At 59.5% G+C, this 17760-nt stretch carries 17 protein-coding genes; 6 read left to right on the top strand and 11 right to left on the bottom strand.

All coding sequences use genetic code 11. The annotated features are described in order from the left end of the window. The first annotated feature begins 3 nt into the window (after window positions 1-3). The 3 genes from FHR98_RS11830 to FHR98_RS11820 are packed head-to-tail and all read left to right on the top strand — an operon-like array spanning window position 4 to window position 2908. The gene (locus FHR98_RS11830) at window positions 4-888 is read left to right on the top strand and encodes a chorismate mutase (protein ID WP_183416901.1); all 885 of its coding nucleotides are present in this window, start codon (window positions 4-6) and stop codon (window positions 886-888) included. Further along, window positions 888-1973 (top strand): histidinol-phosphate transaminase, encoded by a 1086-nt coding sequence (gene hisC / locus FHR98_RS11825; RefSeq protein ID WP_183416900.1) that lies wholly within the window; start codon window positions 888-890, stop codon window positions 1971-1973. Before FHR98_RS11830 ends, hisC begins: the two co-directional genes overlap by 1 nt. After that, window positions 1970-2908, top strand: a complete 939-nt coding sequence (locus tag FHR98_RS11820) for a prephenate/arogenate dehydrogenase family protein (protein ID WP_183416899.1) — start codon at window positions 1970-1972, stop codon at window positions 2906-2908. Before hisC ends, FHR98_RS11820 begins: the two co-directional genes overlap by 4 nt. Before the next feature lie 19 nt (window positions 2909-2927). Here FHR98_RS11820 and FHR98_RS11815 read toward each other — a convergent pair whose 3' ends face one another. After that, window positions 2928-3965 (bottom strand): DUF2125 domain-containing protein, encoded by a 1038-nt coding sequence (locus tag FHR98_RS11815; RefSeq protein ID WP_183416898.1) that lies wholly within the window; start codon window positions 3963-3965, stop codon window positions 2928-2930. 111 nt (window positions 3966-4076) lie between these two features. On the opposite strand from FHR98_RS11815, the gene FHR98_RS11810 reads away from it, so the two are divergent. Next, the gene (locus tag FHR98_RS11810) at window positions 4077-4694 is read left to right on the top strand and encodes a gamma-glutamylcyclotransferase (RefSeq protein WP_246377772.1); all 618 of its coding nucleotides are present in this window, start codon (window positions 4077-4079) and stop codon (window positions 4692-4694) included. Between the two features lie 6 nt (window positions 4695-4700). On the opposite strand, the gene FHR98_RS11805 is transcribed toward FHR98_RS11810, so the two are convergent. The 5 genes from FHR98_RS11805 to ftsE form a co-directional block, all read right to left on the bottom strand. Continuing rightward, window positions 4701-7052 carry an adenosylcobalamin-dependent ribonucleoside-diphosphate reductase gene (locus tag FHR98_RS11805; protein ID WP_183416897.1) on the bottom strand — a complete coding sequence of 784 codons (2352 nt, stop codon included), beginning with the start codon at window positions 7050-7052 and terminating at the stop codon, window positions 4701-4703. A 78-nt stretch (window positions 7053-7130) separates the two neighbouring features. Next, window positions 7131-7847, bottom strand: coding sequence for a lysophospholipid acyltransferase family protein (locus tag FHR98_RS11800; RefSeq protein ID WP_183416896.1), 717 nt, complete (start codon window positions 7845-7847; stop codon window positions 7131-7133). 3 nt (window positions 7848-7850) lie between these two features. Further along, window positions 7851-8456 (bottom strand): YdcF family protein, encoded by a 606-nt coding sequence (locus FHR98_RS11795; protein ID WP_183416895.1) that lies wholly within the window; start codon window positions 8454-8456, stop codon window positions 7851-7853. A gap of 18 nt (window positions 8457-8474) precedes the next feature. Continuing rightward, window positions 8475-9356: a cell division protein FtsX gene (locus tag FHR98_RS11790; RefSeq protein WP_183416894.1), complete on the bottom strand. Its 882-nt coding sequence runs from the start codon at window positions 9354-9356 to the stop codon at window positions 8475-8477. Further along, complete coding sequence (gene ftsE, locus FHR98_RS11785; RefSeq protein ID WP_183416893.1) at window positions 9353-10033, bottom strand: cell division ATP-binding protein FtsE; 681 nt, start codon at window positions 10031-10033, stop codon at window positions 9353-9355. Before ftsE ends, FHR98_RS11790 begins: the two co-directional genes overlap by 4 nt. Window positions 10034-10252: 219 nt before the next feature. Here ftsE and FHR98_RS11780 point away from each other — a divergent pair, with 219 nt between their 5' ends. After that, a complete protein-coding gene (locus FHR98_RS11780; RefSeq protein ID WP_183416892.1) occupies window positions 10253-10900 on the top strand; it encodes a zinc-ribbon domain-containing protein in 648 nt (215 codons plus the stop codon). Between the two features lie 26 nt (window positions 10901-10926). Here FHR98_RS11780 and FHR98_RS11775 read toward each other — a convergent pair whose 3' ends face one another. Genes FHR98_RS11775 through argH form a run of 4 tightly spaced genes read right to left on the bottom strand, consistent with a single transcriptional unit; the run spans window position 10927 to window position 16459 of the window. Further along, complete coding sequence (locus FHR98_RS11775; RefSeq protein ID WP_183416891.1) at window positions 10927-13506, bottom strand: TIGR02302 family protein; 2580 nt, start codon at window positions 13504-13506, stop codon at window positions 10927-10929. A gap of 20 nt (window positions 13507-13526) precedes the next feature. After that, window positions 13527-14825 (bottom strand): diaminopimelate decarboxylase, encoded by a 1299-nt coding sequence (lysA, locus tag FHR98_RS11770; RefSeq protein ID WP_183416890.1) that lies wholly within the window; start codon window positions 14823-14825, stop codon window positions 13527-13529. Next, window positions 14825-15022, bottom strand: coding sequence for an LPS translocon maturation chaperone LptM (gene lptM / locus FHR98_RS11765; protein ID WP_183416957.1), 198 nt, complete (start codon window positions 15020-15022; stop codon window positions 14825-14827). The genes lysA and lptM overlap by 1 nt, the downstream gene beginning before the upstream one ends. A gap of 9 nt (window positions 15023-15031) precedes the next feature. Beyond that, window positions 15032-16459, bottom strand: coding sequence for an argininosuccinate lyase (argH, locus tag FHR98_RS11760; protein ID WP_183416889.1), 1428 nt, complete (start codon window positions 16457-16459; stop codon window positions 15032-15034). A gap of 39 nt (window positions 16460-16498) precedes the next feature. Here argH and FHR98_RS11755 point away from each other — a divergent pair, with 39 nt between their 5' ends. After that, window positions 16499-17077: a TlpA disulfide reductase family protein gene (locus FHR98_RS11755; RefSeq protein ID WP_183416888.1), complete on the top strand. Its 579-nt coding sequence runs from the start codon at window positions 16499-16501 to the stop codon at window positions 17075-17077. A 29-nt stretch (window positions 17078-17106) separates the two neighbouring features. Here FHR98_RS11755 and FHR98_RS11750 read toward each other — a convergent pair whose 3' ends face one another. Next, window positions 17107-17754: a class I SAM-dependent methyltransferase gene (locus FHR98_RS11750; RefSeq protein ID WP_183416887.1), complete on the bottom strand. Its 648-nt coding sequence runs from the start codon at window positions 17752-17754 to the stop codon at window positions 17107-17109. Between the last annotated feature and the right edge of the window lie 6 nt (window positions 17755-17760).

Genomic DNA, 17760 nt, shown 5'->3' with positions numbered 1-17760 from the left:
GGAATGGCGGACGAAAAAGATAACTTGGATGACCTTCGGCAGCAGGTCGACGATGTGGATGCACGTCTGCAGAAACTGCTGATGGAGCGTGCTTCAATCGTGGAACGGATTGCTGGGCACAAGGGTAAGGGGCCGGTAACGCGGCCTGGCCGTGAGGCACAGGTGCTCCGCCGTATCGTCGAACGTCACAGCGGCTCTTTCCCGTTGCGCGGCATGCTTCGAATCTGGCGAGAGATCATTTCTTCGAGCAGCTTGATTCAGGGCCACTTCGACGTGGCCTATTTTTGTGGTGATGTCGGGCCCATTTTGCGCTCTATCACCCGCGACCATTACGGAACTCTGGCGGGGCTTATCCCCTGTGGCTCGGCGGCGCAGGTGCTTCAGCACGTTTCCGAAAGTCCGCATGTGATTGGCGTTCTCCCCTTTCCTCAACTCGAAGAGCAGGATTCCTGGTGGCAAGCCTTGGCACGCAGCGGAAGCGACGTGCCCAAGATCATCGCCCGTCTGCCGTTTGGCAGCATGGCCAGCGGCGAAGACAAGGTCGAAGCCCTTGCTATTTCACGTGTTAAGCCAGAGGCCAGTGGCGAGGATACGAGCTTCCTGGTTGTTGAAACCCATGAGCAGATATCGCGCAGCGGGCTTCGCGATTTGTTGCAAAAGGCCGGTCTCGAGGTGCTTTCGTTGCGTTCCTATCTTGAAAGCGGTGGTAGCACCCTGTCCCTGCTAGAGGTCGAGGGTTTTGTTACTGAGGCGGATAAGGCATTTGACGCCCTGAATGCACTTGAGGACTCCCGGATCGGTCAGTGTTGGTTCCTGGGGGCTGCGGCGGTACCGCTGACGGCTAATGCAATTGAGAAGAAACCTGCCGGTAAAGGAAAGCAAAAGTAATGGCGCCGTCACCACGTTCGGGAATTTTGGAAGTACAGGCCTATGTTGGAGGAGAGTCCAATGCGGCGGGCGTGAATCGCATTGTCCGCTTGGCATCGAACGAAAATCCCTTGGGATGCAGCCCCAAGGCGCGTGAGGCCTATCTTGGATTGGCCGACGAATTGCATCGCTATCCGGACGGTGGCGCGGTCGCTTTGCGCCGAACCCTGGCAAAGGTGCATGGTCTCAATGAATCGCAAATCGTTTGTGGCGCGGGCTCCGATGAGTTGATCGCGCTGCTGGTGCGCGCTTACGCGGGCGAGGGCGACGAAGTGCTTTACAGCCGTCATGGGTTCTTGATGTACGATATTGCGGCACGGACCGCGGGCGCCCGTCCGGTGCAGGCGCCGGAAAAGAACTTACGCGCGGATGTCGACGCCCTATTGGAGGCAGTGACGCCGCGAACCCGTATCCTCTTCCTGGCCAATCCGAACAATCCGACCGGCAGCTATTTGGAATCCGCCGAGATTGAGCGTTTGCATGCAGGCTTGCCGTCGGAATGCCTGTTGGTTATCGATGCCGCCTATGCAGAGTACGTTGATGCCGAGGCTTACGAGAGCGGCGCGCGCTTGGTCGAGCGGCACGAGAACGTTGTGATGACCCGGACCTTCTCGAAGATCTATGGTTTGGCGGCTTTGCGGCTCGGCTGGGCCTACTGCCCGCCTGCCGTTGCTGATGTATTGCACCGTTTGCGGGGTCCCTTCAATGTGTCGCAGGCTGCGCAGGCGGCTGGGATCGCGGCGCTTGAAGACCAGGCGTTCGTCGAGGAGTCGCGACGCAGCAACAACGAGGTGCGCGCATGGGCGACCGATGCCTTCTCGACCTTGGGTTTGACCGTTTACCCCAGCCAGGGGAACTTTCTTCTGGTCGAGTTTCCGGAAACGTCTGGCAAGACAGCCGGCGAGGCGATTGAAGCGCTCAAGAATCGTGGTGTGCTCCTGCGCGGCATGGCGTCTTATGGTTTGCCAGCGTGCGTGCGTGTCACGGTTGGTTCGCGGGAAGAAATGGAAATTACCCGTGATGCAATCGCGGAGTTTTTGACATGACCTCTGCGACGCCTTTATTTGGGCGGGTCTGCTTGCTGGGCGTCGGATTGATCGGCGGCTCGCTGGCGATCAACCTGCGCGAAAAGTCCCTGGCGCGGGAGATCGTCGGTGTTGCGCGCCGTCAGGAAACACGCGAGCAAATCAAGAAGCTGGGTCTTGCAGATACCGTCACGGGCGATGCAGCCGAAGCGGTGCGAGGCAGCGATCTGATCATCTTTTCTACGCCAGTCGGTAGTTATGCCGCCTTGGGAGAGGCGATTTCGGGCGCCTTCAAGAAAGGTGCGATCGTCACGGATGTGGGATCGGTCAAGAATGCGGTGATCCGTGATCTCGGCCCCTTCGTTCCCGAAGGCGTGCATTTTGTGCCCGGCCACCCAATCGCCGGCACGGAGCATTCCGGGCCCGCCGCGGCCTTTGGCGAGCTTTTCGAGGATCGCTACTGCATTCTGACGCCACCGCCGGGCACCGATGACGCGGCGGTAAAGAAGGTTCAGGCCTTGTGGGAGGCTTGCGGCTCCACCGTACAGATCATGGATGCCGCGCACCACGACAAGGTGCTGGGCATCACCTCGCATCTGCCTCACTTGATCGCTTACACGATTGTCGCAACGGCCCAGGACCTTGAGGAAGCAACCCGCCAGGAAGTCATTCGCTACTCGGCCAGTGGTTTTCGCGATTTTACCCGTATTGCCGCCTCGGATCCGATAATGTGGCGCGATATTTTCCTCAATAATCGTGAAGCGGTGCTTGAAATTCTTCAGCGCTTTACCGAGGACCTGACAGCGTTGCAACGGGCGATCCGCTGGGGTGAAGGTGATGTATTGGAAACTCTTTTTACCCGGACGCGCGAAATTCGACGCGGCGTCGTTGAGTTGGGACAGGCCGGCACTTTCGACACGCGCGAGCGTAAGACGCCAGAGGAGTCCGAGGACTGAGATCAGTCGGTCGGGTTTACTATGGCAACGGCAGCGGCTTGAGCTTCAGAATAGGCAGAGGGCCGAGAGACAGCCAGCCGTCTTGGAGCGTCAAGGGGAGCTGAATTTCCGCCCGCCCGTCTTCGGGATCTACCTTTCCAAGCGCTAAGCTCCCGGCCTGCAACGCAAAAGCAGCGCTTCCTTCTATGAGGCCCTTGCGCGCCAGGAGGTCGAGCGTCTTGCCGAGCCCCTTTACTTTCAGCGAGAAAGCGCCAAGCGGACGAAACGCATCATCCAGCGTCACTCTGCCGTCGCCCTTGACGCTGAGGGGCCCCCAATCGAGCGCCAAATGCATGACATCCAATGTCCCGCCGGTATCGCGCCATTCAGCGAGAATTTCCCTTGGGGTCGCATTGAGGTCGCCTGCGCTACCTGTCAACACCGCCTGTAAGTCGAGCAAAGCCACCTCGTTTCCCAAAGGGGCTTCGAACTCGGGCGGCAGGACGAGGCGGCGAACCCGAACCTCGGTCCGGCCCAGAGCGCCCTCCGGATATCCCAGGTCGCTCTTTGCCCGCTCCAGCCGGATATCGCCGCCGTCGCCCGAGATTTCCTCGCCTTTGAAGGGCCCTCGCGCCCTCCAATCCTTCAAGGTGACTTCCAGCCATTCCGCTTGGCCGTCGAAATCGAAACTTGCTTCACCGCGCGCTTCGGCGGCGACTAGGCTGGCTGGCGTCTGATTTTCGGTTAGGCCCGGCCAGGATAGCGTTTGTTCGCCCAGCGCTTGCAGGGCATAGCGGTCAAGCCGCGCCAAGGTCGTCTCCAGGCGCAAGGCCGCGCCGGACCAACGCCACCCTAAGGGATGGTCTACCGCCGGTGCGGTTATTCGACCCGCAATGGATAGAGGAAAGCCGTCGCGCTCGGCCTTCTGCCAGGAAACGGCAATTCCCTCCGCTCTTCGGGCTTCGGCCCATTCGTTCATCCGGGAGAGCATGATCCCTGTGCCCCAATACCAAAGGCCGGATAACGAGCTTGACGCGACAACCAAAAGAACGAGCGAAACAAGCAGGCGACGCGACATGGATCCTCTCTTTTTGGGGACTCTCTTTGGTCGGGAAAAATCCATCAGTCCATAGTAAACATTGGGCTGGCGCTTGTCGTCCCAATCTCTTTGAGTATCATGTCGAAAATCATGACCGAAACCGCATCCCAACGAATTGCCACTTTAGAACGGCGTTTGGCCCAAGAGGGCCTAAAACGCCCGGCCATGGATATTCCTCGGGATGACTATTGGGTTTTCGGGTATGGCTCCTTGATGTGGGACCCGGGCTTCCCGCATCTTGAAGTGCGTGCGACCCGATTGCATGGCTTTCGCCGATGTTTTTGCGTTTATTCCTATAATTATCGCGGTACTCCGGAGCGGCCTGGACTTGTGCTAGGCCTTGATCGCGGTGGGTCCTGCTGGGGACTGGCCTACCGTGTCCCCCGCGCCGAAGGCGCCGAAGTGATGGCTTATCTCTATGAGCGCGAGATGATGACAGGGGTCTATATCCCGCGTTGGCTTGGTCTGAAGGATGACAGGGGCCGTTCGGTGACGGCGCTTGGTTTTGTGGTCGATCGACATCACAAGCAGTATGCCGGCGCTCTTTCGGACAGCGAAACGGCCGCCTTGATTTGCCAAGGTGCCGGCAAACGAGGCGCATGTCAGGAGTATCTGCGCAACACCGTCCGCCATCTGGAAGCTTTGGGCATGCATGACCGAAGCCTGCACAGGCTCTTGCAGTTGGTTGAAACGACCAAGTTTCGCTGACACGGCTTAGAAGCAGCGCGAATGACCGCAAGCCGTACAGAGATCGCAACCTTCCTGTTTGATAACAGCCGCTGCGCCACAGCGGGGACACTGTGCCGGACCACGTTGGCCGGGTTGGTGGTTGCTGTGCGAAGAAATGGAGTAGGGAGGGTCGCTCTTAGCGCCTTCGCGCGCTGTTTCCTGCTGCGGCTCAACCAAGGTCTCGGGCCGAGCAAGAAAACCGATATCCAGCATATGCCGCTCGATTACCTCGCCAATGGCCGCCAATAGCGACGGTAGGTAGCGGCCCTTCACCCAGGCGCCGCCGCGCGGATCGAACACGGCCTTCAACTCTTCCACGACGAAGGACACGTCGCCGCCACGCCGGAAAACGGCGCTGATCATGCGGGTCAAAGCAACGGTCCAGGCGTAATGCTCCATGTTCTTGGAATTGATGAAGATTTCGAAAGGCCGACGACGCTGATCCTGCACGATATCGTTGAGTGTTATGTATATGGCGTGATCGCTTTCGGGCCACTGCAGTTTGTAGGTGCGCCCCGGCAGGGCCTGCGGCCGGTCCAGGGGTTGGGACATGTAGACGACCTGGCCATCGGCCTCGATTGACCCGGCGGCAGGCGCAGGGTCACCTTGCTCAACCGCCGCCATGGGCTCCAGTACCGCGCCGGTCGTCGGGTTGGGGCGGTAGGTCGTGCATCCCTTGCAACCCATTTCATAGGCGCGCAGGTACACATCCTTGAAGCCATCGAATGAAATTTGCTCGGGCAGATTGATGGTCTTGGAAACCGAAGAATCAATGAAACGCTGCACCGTTGCCTGCATGACCAAATGAGCCCCGGGCTCCAGATGTTGGGCGTCGACAAAGCTTTCGGGAACTTCTGCCGTGTCACCGAACATCTTGCGGAACCGGCGCATGGCATGATCTTCGACGATTTCTTGGCGGCTGCTACCGTCCGGCAGCAGAATGTTACGGCGGTAACTGAAGGCGTACACCGGTTCCAGGCCTGAGGATACATTGCCGGCAAGAAGGGAAATGGTACCTGTCGGCGCGACCGAGGTAACAAGACCATTACGGATACCATGCTCGCCAATCGCTTGGCGGAGCGTCTCGGGTAAGTCCTTGACCTGCGGGCTGTTCAGGTAGGGTTCCTTCTCGAAGAGCGGGAACGCGCCCTTTTCCCTGGCGAGTTCTATGGAGGTCTCGTAAGCGGCGTCGCGGAATGCCCGCATCCATTGCTCGACGGTGGCAACCGCCTCTCGACTCCCATAGCGCTGGCCACAGAAAATCAGGGCATCCGCCAGGCCGGTTATGCCAAGGCCGATGCGCCGTTTGGCCATGGCCTCGTCGCGCTGTGCCGGAAGCGGAAAGCGGGACGCATCGATTGCGTTGTCAAGCATCCGCACGGCGGTTCCAATGGTATTCTTCAAGGCCTCGATGTTCAGCGTCGCGGTCTTCTTGAAGGGGTTGTCAATCATCCGCGCCAAATTCACCGACCCAAGCAGGCAGGCCCCGTAGGGCGGTAAAGGCTGCTCGCCACAGGGATTCGTCGCGAAAATCTCTTCGGCATAGGCGAGATTGTTTTGCTGATTGATCCGGTCGATGAATATCACGCCGGGTTCCGCATAGTCATAGGTCGCGCGCATCATCCTATCCCAGAGGTCGCGCGCGCGCAGGCTGCGTGTCACCTTGCCGTTGAAGGTCAGATCCCAATCTTTGTCTTCGCGAAGGGCCTGCATGAAGGCATCCGTCACCAGGACGGATAGGTTGAACATACGCAACCTGCCGGGATCCTGTTTGGCGGCAATGAAATCTTCGATGTCCGGGTGATCGCAGCGCAGCGTCCCCATCATCGCGCCCCGGCGATAACCCGCGCTCATGATCGTGCGGCACATGGAATCCCAAACATCCATGAAGCTGAGCGGGCCGGACGCATCGGCGCCAACGCCCATGACAGCCGCGCCACGTGGGCGCAGGGTCGAGAAATCGTAGCCGATCCCACCACCCATTTGCAGCGTTAGGGCCGCTTCCCGGAGTTGGCTGAAAATGCCATCCATGCTGTCGGGAATCTGCCCCATGACGAAGCAGTTGAACAACGTGACGTCACGGTCGCTTCCAGCCCCTGCAAGAATGCGTCCGGCAGGAAGGAACCGCAGGTCGCGCATGGCCTCGAAGAAGGGAGACTCCCAGTCGTCCGGCTTTTCCTCGGCAGCCGCCAAGGCTTTGGCGACGCGGCGGAAGGAATCGTCAAGTGTCTCGTCCAGCGCGTCGCCGGAAAGGGCTCGCAATCGATACTTCATCTCCCAGATGTCCTGAGAGATGGGGGGCAGATCGCGCGTGTCCGTCTTTACCTGTTTGGTCATGGTCAGCAGGCAGCTTTGGGCTGCCTCTCCTAGCCTAAAGAGTAGGCGGCGAAGGGTCGTCGGTCAAGAAATGTTCCCTTATTGTTCGCTCTCGCGGGCGAGGCGATCGCTGGCTTCTTCAATGCGGCGTTCCAGCTCCAACAGAAAGGTCTTGCGATCGAGGCCAGGCTCAATGACGTCGAGAACCTCCAGCGTGATCGTGCCGGGCCGCAGGAACCAGGCGCGGCGCGCCCAGAAAAGGCCCGAGTTCAGGGCGACAGGGACCACCGGTAGTTTCAAGTGTGTGTAAAGCGCGGCGACGCCCGGATGATAGGGTAGCTTCGTTCCCGGCGCCGTGCGCGTTCCCTGAGGATAGATGCCTATAATCTTGCCTTGGGCAACGGCGGCCTTGGCCTGCTGCAGCATGGAGCGAATAGCCGGTGCGCCGGCTTCCCGGTCCACCGGGATCATGCCTGCCCGTTTCACGTAGGCACCGAATAATGGAATCTCTGTCAGCTCGCGCTTGAGCACGTAAGCGGAGTTTGGCGCAAGGCGCGGCAGCACCAAAGAATCCCAGGTCGATTGGTGCTTGCTGGCCAGGATGAAGGGTCCCTCCGGCAGTTTCTCCATACCGATGAAACGGCTGTCGACTCCGCCTATGAAGCGCAGCAACTGCAACGTCACCCAGGCCCAGAGGCACCCCCACGCAAAAACATAGCGGGTAGGGAGCAAGAGCACCGGCAGCCCGATAATGAAAATCAGCAAGGTCCAGACGATAAAGAGGATATTGAACGCTATGGAGCCTAGGTAACGCATCCCTTAAATATCCCGAATGTGATTAACTGCCAAGGCGACGAGAAACTTGCTGTATTCATTGATCAGCAGCCAGGCGCTGCGCGGACGTAACCACCAGTCCTCCCTGCGAAAACCTTCAGGAAAAACAGGGTGCGGCAGGATGGCAACATCGGGCATGGCACGGCGGAACAATAATAGGCTTCGCGGCATGTGGTAGGCAGCCGTGACGAGGCGGAGGGAGCTATACCCTTCTTCTGCGATCCAGGCAGCCGTCTCCCGGGCATTTCCGCGCGTATCATCCGCTTCGTAACCGAGGGTGATACAGCACGCCAGCTCTTCCGGGGCATCTTGTGACAACCGTAGCAAGGCACGCACGTCGACTCCTCGATAAACCCCGGAAACGAAGAGCTTCTTGCCCTGCCCTTCGGCCAACAGCCGAACGCCTTCGCCCAGTCGCTCGCTCCCGCCTGTCAGAACGACGATGGCATCATTCGCAGTCGTCGAAGTTTCCTCATTGTCGGGAATTTGCGCGGCAAACCATATAAGTCCGGCTATCCAGGCGGCTAATAAGGGAAAAAGCAGCAAGCCCAGGCGTTTTGCCAATCGATGGCGGGTGGGTCTGAAGTGCATTCGCATAGCAACGCCCGGTCAAGATAGTCGGGATAAAGTTCGCATGACGGTGCGGCGAGCCGTCAGATTGGCTATTAAGGCAGCGAGGAACGGCAGACTGACAAGGGCGGTCCACTCGAACCAACCGAAATCGACAGTCGGTAGGATCGCGGTTTGACTGCTGCCGAGGAACTTTCCGATCAGGAAAATAGCAGGCAGCGCCAGAAGCAGTCCGATGATACCGCCCTTCAATCCCAATACGAGCGCGTGTCGCTGAAATTGCTGCGCCACATAACTGTCCTTGGCGCCAATCAAGTGTAGTAATTGGATCACATCACGGTGGATTGCGAGGCCGGTTCGGGTCACGAAGATTACCGCCAGCACTGCCGCGATGCCGACCACGATAACCACCAATAGGGCTACAATCTCCAACAAGCGCATACTCTCCAGTACGTCAGACAACCACTGCTGATGATTGTCCAGAGTTGCCCCCGGCACCGCTTCTTCAATGCGAATAGCAAGGCCAGTGACATCGGGACTACTCCCGCTGTCAAATGAGACCGCGATGAGATCTGGAATTGGCAATTCCTCGACGTTTGCGCCAGCGCCAAGCCAGGGCTCGACGAGCGCGCGGGTTTCCGCCTCCGGCAGAACGCGAAGGTCGGTGACTTCTGGTACCGCCTCCAACAGCGCCACGACCTTGTCGAGCCGTTGCTTCTGGTCTCCGCCACTTTCCTCCGGGGGCGGCAACTGCACAGTTAGTTTCCCTGTGAAGGCGGTTTCCCACTCGCCCACGACACGGTTCATCGCCAGCGAGGCGCCCAGCGCCAGGGCAGCAAGGAACACCATGAAGCCAACGAGCAGCGGAAGAAATCTCGCCGAAGGGTCTCTTTGTAGCGGTACGTCGCTGCGCCAGATCATGCGAGCACCTGCTCACCTGGCTCCAGGATCGACAGTCGGCCTTCATTCAAATGTATGACCGGGTGCGCAAAGCGCTCGATCAAACGATCGTTGTGAGTGGCGATCACCACCGTAGTGCCGATCCGGTTCAACTCCTCGAATAGGTACATGAGTCTGACAGCCATTCGATCATCCATGTTGCCTGTCGGTTCATCGGCGATCAGAAGTTTTGGCCGCGTGATGACCGCCCGGGCGATGGCGACACGTTGTTGCTGACCGCCTGAAAGCGTCAAGGGGGCGGCATGAAGATGACTGCCAAGGCCAACCCATTCCAACAGTTCCTTGACATGGGCCTGGCGCCGCGACGGGCGTTCGCCGGAAATTTTCATCGGCAGGGCGACATTCTCGAAAACCGTCAGGTGATTGAGCAGCCGGAATTCCTGGAAAACCACGCCGACCATGCGTCTGAGCAGGGCGCGCTCGTTTCGGTCCAGACTCTCCACATCGCGGCCGAACAGGCTGATGCGTCCGCGCGTCGGAGGCATGGCCAGATACATCAGTTTCAATAGCGAAGATTTTCCGGCGCCACTGGGTCCGCTGACGTAGTGGAACGATCCCGGCTCAAGGCGAAAGGTGACGTCCGACAGGACATCTGCCATCCTGCCATAGCGCACCGCCACATCCTCGAATTGGATCAAGCTTCTTCTCCTGCCGCCCGTTGGACCGCTTCCGGTCTTTCGATTCAAGATCACTCGCCCCGGGTTCGTTGTGACAAGCGCCGCCGGGACAAACGCCTTCTGGGACAATAGCCTTGGCTCTCTCTCTTCGCAAAGGGGTCTGCGACGGCTTGCACGTCTTGGGGAGCCTACCTAAAGTGGCCCATAATTCGAGCCGCGCCGAAAAGAAATGGGTAATTCATGATTCTCACCTGTCCCTCCTGTGCCACCCGATACCAGATCGATGGTGGGCAATTGAGCGATTCGGGTGCGAAAGTCCGCTGCCATCTTTGTAGCCACCAGTGGCATGCCCAGCAGGCGGACCTGGAAGAAGAACCCGTAGCCGATCCGGTCGAAAGCCTTCGCAGCAAGCTAAAGGAGACCTCGGGCGATGCCGATTCGCCAGGGACGAACGGCAGGGTATCCACCATCCTGTTGGCTGCGTTGTTGGTGGTCGTCAGCATTGCGATGATCCTATGGTTGGGCCGTGATTCGTTGGTGCGGCAGTTTCCAGGGATGGCGACCTTTTATGATTCCCTGAGCTTTGTTGACAGTGTACCCGGCGAGGGATTGCTGCTGACAGGGGTCCGTTCGGTGTCCCGTCTCGACGAGGGTACGCGAACACTGATCGTCGAGGGGACTGTTGAGAATCCGACGAATTCCGAGAAAATGCTGCCCGCTTTGCAAATTCGTCTGATCGACCAGGCCGGTGAGGAGCTGGAGCGTTGGGTGACGCCGCTTCCGCGCCCCAGTCTGCTAGCGGGTGAAAAGGTGTTTTTCTCCAGTACGCTTCGCGATGCGCCTTCGGTTCAGACCGAGGCTGCGATCCGTTTCATCGAACCAGAGTAGCGCCTTCGGCCTTGTCATCCCCATTCTCAGAAGGGGCGGAGCAGTCTTTCCAGATAGTCCAGTTCAAACCGTGGTCGATCACGTTCACCGGCGCGGCGTTGCAACTCCCGTTTGATGCCTAGCGCGCGCTCCCGCTCGGAGACACCGGGAACCTCGACACCCTCCACACGCCCCATGCCTTGCCCCTCCGGGTTGCGGCCCAACGGGTCGCGTCTAGTGCCAGGGCCTTCGCCGAAGGTTCCGGCGCTGCCCCCCTGGCCTTGGCCAAGTTGCTGCATGAAGCGATCAACAAGGCTTTGCGCGCCCTGCTGAAGCCCCTGTAAGGCGCGCCGCTGTGGTTCGACGGCATGACCGGGTTGATCACCGCGCAGTGCCTCTTCGGCGCTCCGCATTTCATTTTGTGCTTCACCCAGGGATTGCGGAACATCGCCGCCGAACATGCCCCGAAGTTGCTCCATCATCTGGCCGAGTTCGTCGCGCAAGCGTTGTTGGCTAAACGCATCGCGCTGGTTTTCGCCACGATTTTGGTCGCGTCCGTCCTCGCCTTCTCCCTGTGGCTGCCCCTGATTGCTTTCGCCCCGTTGCGAGCGCTCGAAGCTTCGGTCCAACAGTTCGCGCTGACGGCCCAACATGCCGTTCATGCGCTCCATGGTTTCCATAGCTTCCCGGCGCTCACGGGCTTCCTGCGAGCCGCTCGTGGCGGCGCGCATGTTTTCGAGCATCTGCTGCAACTGGGCGAGAAGTTCGCGGGCGCTCTCGTTGGCGCCGGCTTCGGTCATCTGACGGGCTGCGTCGAGCAACTGTTGCAAATCCTCGCGGCCCATTGTCTGGCTGTTGTCATCGATATTGGCTTGCGGAAAATTGCCTTCGTTCAGGTCCTTGATGGCTTGGCGTGCCAGTTCATCCATGTAGCGATCCAGGGCAGCCTGCAACTGATCCATCAAGCGTTTTATGACTTCATCGGGAGCGCCCTCAGCAAGCGCGCGCTGCAACGCCTCCATGATCTCCCGCAAATCCCGTTCGGCAAGCGACAGCTCGCCTTCCTCGATACGAAGCGCTGTTTTCCATAGCAAATCCTGCACGGCGGGGATGGCCTCGTCGCTCTTGTCGAAAAGCAGGCGCCGCTGCGCGCTGTGTATGGCCAGGGCGACCACGATGTCGTCGAAAAAGTGCTCCGGCCGTTGGTAAAGCTGCGCCAGTACGCGGGCGACGGGAAAACGTTTCTCGGGGTCTTGCGTCAAGGCCTTGCGCTGCTCCACCAGCGCGCGGGCGACCGGATGCTGAAAGATACGCTCCGGCAACACCGTGAGTATCCGATCGCTCTCGCCTTTCTGACCCAGTGCGTCTTCGACCAACAGGGTCAATTCGACCGGCAGGCCGGCCCAGGGGTGTGGCGTGAAATCCTGAAAACTGCTTTGGTCGATATCGGTGATGCCGGGTCGTGGGCGCAGCAGTTCCACCAACTCGGGCGCAAGGTCGGGCCGATCATAAAGCGTGACCCGTAAAGATACGGAGGCGACTCCATAATCGTCGGCAGCATTGTACTTGACCTGCAACGATGCGCGTTCGCTGCGTTGGGGCGGGCTCAGATACTCGATTGTTGGTACTTCATCAGCGATGACGGTGATATTCCAACTGCCAAGCGTCTCACCACCACGGGTGACCTGAAGGGTGCCGGACCCGCTAATCGTGCCTTCCGCCCGCAAGCTGTTGCCCGACAATGTCTTGAAGGTTGCGGTCGAAAGTCCGTTGATCGTCGCCGATGCCGGACCCTCGCCACCTTGAATTTGCACGAGCAAACTGCTGCTTTGCGGCACCTCGTAGTGCTGTACGGGCTGATCGATTGCGCTATCGGGCTCGTCATCCGCCGTATTGTCGGAATTCGCTGTTGCCAGCACCAGGGGTGCTTGACCGGTGTAGGCGGGGGGCGAGACCCAGAGATCAAGCTGAATGTTATTAGCGGCAACTGCGCCGGATAGGTGCGGTTGGACCGACCGGATCAGATTCTCCTGCCAGTCGTCGCCAGCGCGCACCAGCGTAACCAGAAGCACCAAACTCAGCAGCACGCGCACGGCTATCGGATCGCGCACCGGCAAACCGGGGCTCGGCACCTTCAGCCGAAGATTCTTGAACTGTTGCTGTACGCTATGTCGGTGCGCTTCCCATAGCTGGCGGCTCTGCGGGTCGGCGGTGCCGCTTTCCTGGATTTCGGCCAAAGCGGTGAGGGGCCTGTGGCGCAGATTGCTATCGTTCTCCAAGCGGCGCAGTCCTGCCGTCGTGTTGGGTAACCGGACCCGTCGCAATCCAACCCACAGACTGGCGGCCAAAGCCATTGCGAAGGCGAGCAGGATAAATAAGTGCAAGATGCCGGGCAAAAGCGTGAGCGCGTCGCTCAGGGCGAGGCTGACAAAGACCAGAAGCACTGCCAGGGACGGCCAGAGAGCGGGCCAAAGTTTCTCCCAAAACAGGAACGAACGCGCCACCAAGACCAGAGGCATCACACCTTCCAGGTCCTTCACTGTTTCCTCGGCACGCTTGCGTTCCGTCACCAGCGCCAGAACTCCCTTGCCACCAGACTGCTCTTGCAAAACGGTGGTTTCAATCACCGTCCGGCCGGTCCGCCTGACTAATTATGTAGGGCGGGAAGCCAACCGGGCAAACGATCTTGGGCAATCATTGTGGCATAATCCTGACGCGGACGCACGACCGCCATCTCATCACCGCGCACCATGACTTCGGGTACCAATGGCCGTGAATTATAATTCGACGCCATGGCGGAGCCGTATGCGCCAGCGTCGCAAAGCGCCAGAAGATCGCCGCTCTTTAGCGGCGGGAGATCGCGTTCCTTGGCAAAGAAATCACCAGATTCGCATACCGGCCCGACCACGTCGCAGGGCGTCAGTTCGGCCCCGGAATCGGCCTGACGCAAGGGAATGATGTTGTGCCAGGCTTCATAAAGCGTTGGCCGGATCAGGTCGTTCATCGCACCGTCGACGATGATGAAACGGCGCCCACGTTCTTCCTTAACGAAGACGACCCTGGTTACCAGAAGGCCTGCCGAAGCAACGAGGTAGCGGCCCGGCTCGAAGGCGAGCTCGGCACCCAAGCCCGCGGTCGTTTCCTTCACAATTTCGGCATAACGCTGCAGATCGGGTGCTTGATCGTGATGATAAGGCACACCTAAACCGCCGCCCAGATCAAGGCGCAGCAACGGAACTCCGGCGGCTTGCATCTCGCGGTAAAAATCCGCCGTCCTCTGAAAAGCGTCGCGGAAAGGCTCCATGCGCGTCAATTGCGATCCGATGTGAACCGCCAACCCTTCGACGGCAATCCCCTTCATGACCTGTGCATCGCGGTAGAGGGTGCGTGCGTGGTCAAGATCGATACCGAACTTGTCGGCCTTTCGACCGGTGGCAATCTTGGTGTGGGTTTGGGCATCGACGTTCGGGTTTACGCGCAAGGCGACCGGCGCCTTTCGGCCCATGCTCAGAGCAACCTGATTGAGCTGCTCCAACTCCGGCAGGGACTCCACATTGAATTGTAGAATGCCGGCCTCCAAAGCAAAGGCCATCTCCCGCTGCGTCTTGCCGACGCCGGCAAAGACGATTCTGTTGCCAGGAACGCCGGCTGCCAAAGCGCGCCGCAACTCGCCTTCGGAGACGACATCCGACCCGGCACCCCATTCGGCGAAACTGCGCACGACGGCCTGATTGCTGTTGGCTTTCATCGCGTAGAAAACCTTGGCATTGAGCCCGGTAAGCGCGGCGGTGAAGCGCTGATAGGCCGCTTCCATCGCACTCGAAGAATAGAGGTAAAAAGGCGTGCCGACCTGTTCGGCGATCCGGTCGATGGGAACGCCTTCGGCATGAAGAAGACCTTCGCGGAAGGAAAAACCTTCCTGCGGCAAGAGGGTCGTGCTGTTCATCAGTTTGTCTGCTCTTCGGATTCCTGACCGCTGTTACCCGCACTTGTATTCGGGCGTACCGTGGCGGGGTCCGGGTAGGCGCGCGGATAGGTGCCGACCGTGCCTTCCGGCAGATGCGGATCGCCCCGCTTGCCGCAGGCCGACAGGCCCGCCGTGGCGGCCATCAGCAGTGTCATCAGCAACAAGCGTCGGGTCATGAGGCTTCCTCACAAAAATCGTTCACGAGCGCGCGCAACCTGAGCCCGCACCTGGTCCGGCGCCGTACCGCCATAGCTGCGGCGTGACGCGACCGCCTTTTCTACCGAGAGAACGGAAAAAACGCCACCGTGAATAGCGGGCTCGACGGCCTGCATCTTGCTCAGCGGCAACTCCGCCAAGTCGCATCCGGCACGCTCGGCTTCGGCAACCAGGCTGCCGGTGACATGATGCGCCTGCCGGAACGGCAGCCCGAGTTCGCGCACCAGCCAGTCCGCCAAATCGGTTGCAGTGATGAACCCGGCCGTGGTTGCGGCCAGCAGTTTGTCTGGCCGCGCCTTCAAGTCGGCAATCATGCCCTGCATGGCCGTGACCGAAACCAACAATGTATCGGCGGCGTCGAACACGGGCTCTTTGTCTTCCTGCATGTCCTTGCCATAGGCCAGCGGTAGCCCTTTCATGGTAACCAGGAGGCTGTTGAGGGCACCGATGACGCGGCCTGACTTGCCGCGGATCAACTCGGCGGCATCGGGGTTTTTCTTCTGCGGCATGATCGAAGACCCGGTAGTGAAGGAGTCCGACAGCTCCACGAAGGCAAAGCCCTGGTTGGTCCAAAGCACCAATTCTTCAGCCAGCCGCGAGAGGTGGATGGCGATGATCGACCCGGCCGCCAGGAACTCCAACGCGAAGTCGCGGTCCGATACCGCATCCAGGGAGTTTGCCATCGCTCGATCGAAACCCAATTCGCGGGCGGTCATTTCGCGGTCGATGGGGAACGCCGTCCCGGCAAGGGCCGCCGCACCCAGCGGGCTTTCATTAAGCCGCGCCCGTGCATCGCTCAGGCGGCCGCGGTCGCGGCCCAGCATCTCTACATAAGCCAAAAAATGGTGGCCAAGTGTAACCGGCTGCGCGACTTGCAGATGCGTGTAGCCGGGCATGATTGTCTCGGCATTGGCTGCGGCCTGATCGATCAGTGCGGCTTGCAAGCCCTGCACAGCCAGATCCAGATCATCCAGGGCACCGCGCACCCAGAGGCGGAAATCCGTCGCCACCTGATCGTTGCGCGACCGTGCCGTGTGCAGCCTGCCTGCCGCTGCGCCGATGAGGGTCGACAAGCGGGCTTCCACGTTCATGTGGATATCTTCCAGCTTGGCGTCGAAAACAAAATCGCCCGCTTCAATTTCTCGCAGGATCGTGTCTAGACCTTTGAGGATCTGCTCGCCATCTTGTTTGGAGATGATTTTTTGTTTCATCAGCATGCGGCAATGCGCCTTGGAACCGGCGATATCCTGGGCATAGAGCTTCTTGTCAAAGCCTATCGAGGCGTTGATACGCTCCATAACCTCGGCGGGACCTTCGCTGAAACGACCGCCCCACATGCTGTTGGCGCTGGAATCCTGGGTGCTTTCGTTGCCGTTCTTTTTCTTGGATGCTGTCATGATGGAGATTGCGTCTTGCTGCCCCTAAATCGGAAAATAATGCTTCGTGTCATCGGATGCGGCTTGGTGTTCGTCTTCTTGCTGGCGTTGGCCGTGCCGTTTGCGCCTTCGCTTGCCGCTGTCGATCAACCGCCCCTCAAGGGCCAGTTGGAGGGCAACTTTACCCTGCTCGACGAGCCGGTTCCAGCGCCGAACAAGACCATGTCCGGGGAATTTGGTGAAGCGGTTTCGATTGCGGACTATAGCGGGCAGGTGGTTCTGGTGAACTTCTGGGCCACTTGGTGCGCACCTTGCGTGCGGGAGATGCCTTCGCTCGACCGGCTGCAGGCCGCGCTTTCCGACGAGGGTTTCAAGGTAATGGCCGTATCGATCGATCGCGGCGGGATCGATGCTGTGCTGCCCTTCTACCAGCGCCTGGGGCTGGAGAATCTTGCGATTTTCCTGGACCCTAGAGGTGAGTACGCACAGGAGTATGGGTTGCGCGGTCTGCCCTCGACCTATCTGGTAGATCGCCAGGGGCGCCTCGTGGGCGGAAGTGAGGGTCCGCTTGAATGGGACGCGCCGGAAGTCCTGGACCTGATTCGCTATTACCTGGCAGACAAGCCCAAGGACAGTTGATCCCACTTACGCCGCTGCTTGCGGCCGGGCTATCGCAAAACCCATTCCTTGGGGTCACGTTCCTTCCGCGCCACGATCGAGGCATGAAGGAAGGAAAAGTGCTGCCAGGTGTCGCTTGCTTCCTCCGCTCGTATATCGCAGGGAAAGGCATAGAACGACGTAACGTCGGCGAAGCCAACCTCCGGGCTGAACAATGATTCCAGCGCCTCTCGGGTGAAACGCCAATAGTCCTTTGGGAACCCGTGAATCGGGAACGTCTGATGCGTTGCGCAGAAGACCCATCCGCCCGGCTTTAGGACCTTCGCGATCTCACAAGCGGCGACCCAGGGGCGTTCAACGTGCTCCAGTACCGAGATGCACAACAAAGCATCGATGCTGTTGGGCGAAATGTGGTGGCTCAGTTCGTGTATGTCGGCAACCACATCGACATCGAGACCGTCTTCGAGATCAACGCCGATGTAAGATGAAGCGTGAGGGGCCCAACCGCGATGAATGGTGGGGCGATCCGGAATACTGCGCTTGACGCCGATCTCCAGAACGCGCGGTTGGTGCATGGCCTTCAGTTTTTCGCGAAACAGATCGTGCGTGTTCGCTTGCCGGTATCGTGGGTCCTTGGCACCCCAGGTGGCTGGATTTTGCTGATATTTTTTCAGGCTCGGGTCGAATTCATAACTCACGTGTAG

The sequence above is a fragment of the Limibacillus halophilus genome (genome assembly GCF_014191775.1).
Taxonomy (GTDB): Bacteria; Pseudomonadota; Alphaproteobacteria; order Kiloniellales; family CECT-8803; genus Limibacillus; species Limibacillus halophilus.
This window is presented reverse-complemented; position numbering and strand designations above follow the sequence as displayed.

What these genes read in the sequence shown, in the direction of transcription:
- FHR98_RS11790 (WP_183416894.1), bottom strand. Translation starts at nt 9,356, where the DNA reads ATGATCTGGCGCAGCGACGTACCGCTACAAAGAGACCCTTCGGCGAGA.
- FHR98_RS11780 (WP_183416892.1), top strand. Translation starts at nt 10,253, where the DNA reads ATGATTCTCACCTGTCCCTCCTGTGCCACCCGATACCAGATCGATGGT.
- lysA (WP_183416890.1), bottom strand. Translation starts at nt 14,825, where the DNA reads ATGAACAGCACGACCCTCTTGCCGCAGGAAGGTTTTTCCTTCCGCGAA.
- argH (WP_183416889.1), bottom strand. Translation starts at nt 16,459, where the DNA reads ATGACAGCATCCAAGAAAAAGAACGGCAACGAAAGCACCCAGGATTCC.
- lptM (WP_183416957.1), bottom strand. Translation starts at nt 15,022, where the DNA reads ATGACCCGACGCTTGTTGCTGATGACACTGCTGATGGCCGCCACGGCG.
- hisC (WP_183416900.1), top strand. Translation starts at nt 888, where the DNA reads ATGGCGCCGTCACCACGTTCGGGAATTTTGGAAGTACAGGCCTATGTT.
- FHR98_RS11820 (WP_183416899.1), top strand. Translation starts at nt 1,970, where the DNA reads ATGACCTCTGCGACGCCTTTATTTGGGCGGGTCTGCTTGCTGGGCGTC.
- FHR98_RS11795 (WP_183416895.1), bottom strand. Translation starts at nt 8,456, where the DNA reads ATGCACTTCAGACCCACCCGCCATCGATTGGCAAAACGCCTGGGCTTG.
- FHR98_RS11755 (WP_183416888.1), top strand. Translation starts at nt 16,499, where the DNA reads ATGCTTCGTGTCATCGGATGCGGCTTGGTGTTCGTCTTCTTGCTGGCG.
- FHR98_RS11830 (WP_183416901.1), top strand. Translation starts at nt 4, where the DNA reads ATGGCGGACGAAAAAGATAACTTGGATGACCTTCGGCAGCAGGTCGAC.
- FHR98_RS11810 (WP_246377772.1), top strand. Translation starts at nt 4,077, where the DNA reads ATGACCGAAACCGCATCCCAACGAATTGCCACTTTAGAACGGCGTTTG.
- FHR98_RS11800 (WP_183416896.1), bottom strand. Translation starts at nt 7,847, where the DNA reads ATGCGTTACCTAGGCTCCATAGCGTTCAATATCCTCTTTATCGTCTGG.
- FHR98_RS11805 (WP_183416897.1), bottom strand. Translation starts at nt 7,052, where the DNA reads ATGACCAAACAGGTAAAGACGGACACGCGCGATCTGCCCCCCATCTCT.
- FHR98_RS11815 (WP_183416898.1), bottom strand. Translation starts at nt 3,965, where the DNA reads ATGTCGCGTCGCCTGCTTGTTTCGCTCGTTCTTTTGGTTGTCGCGTCA.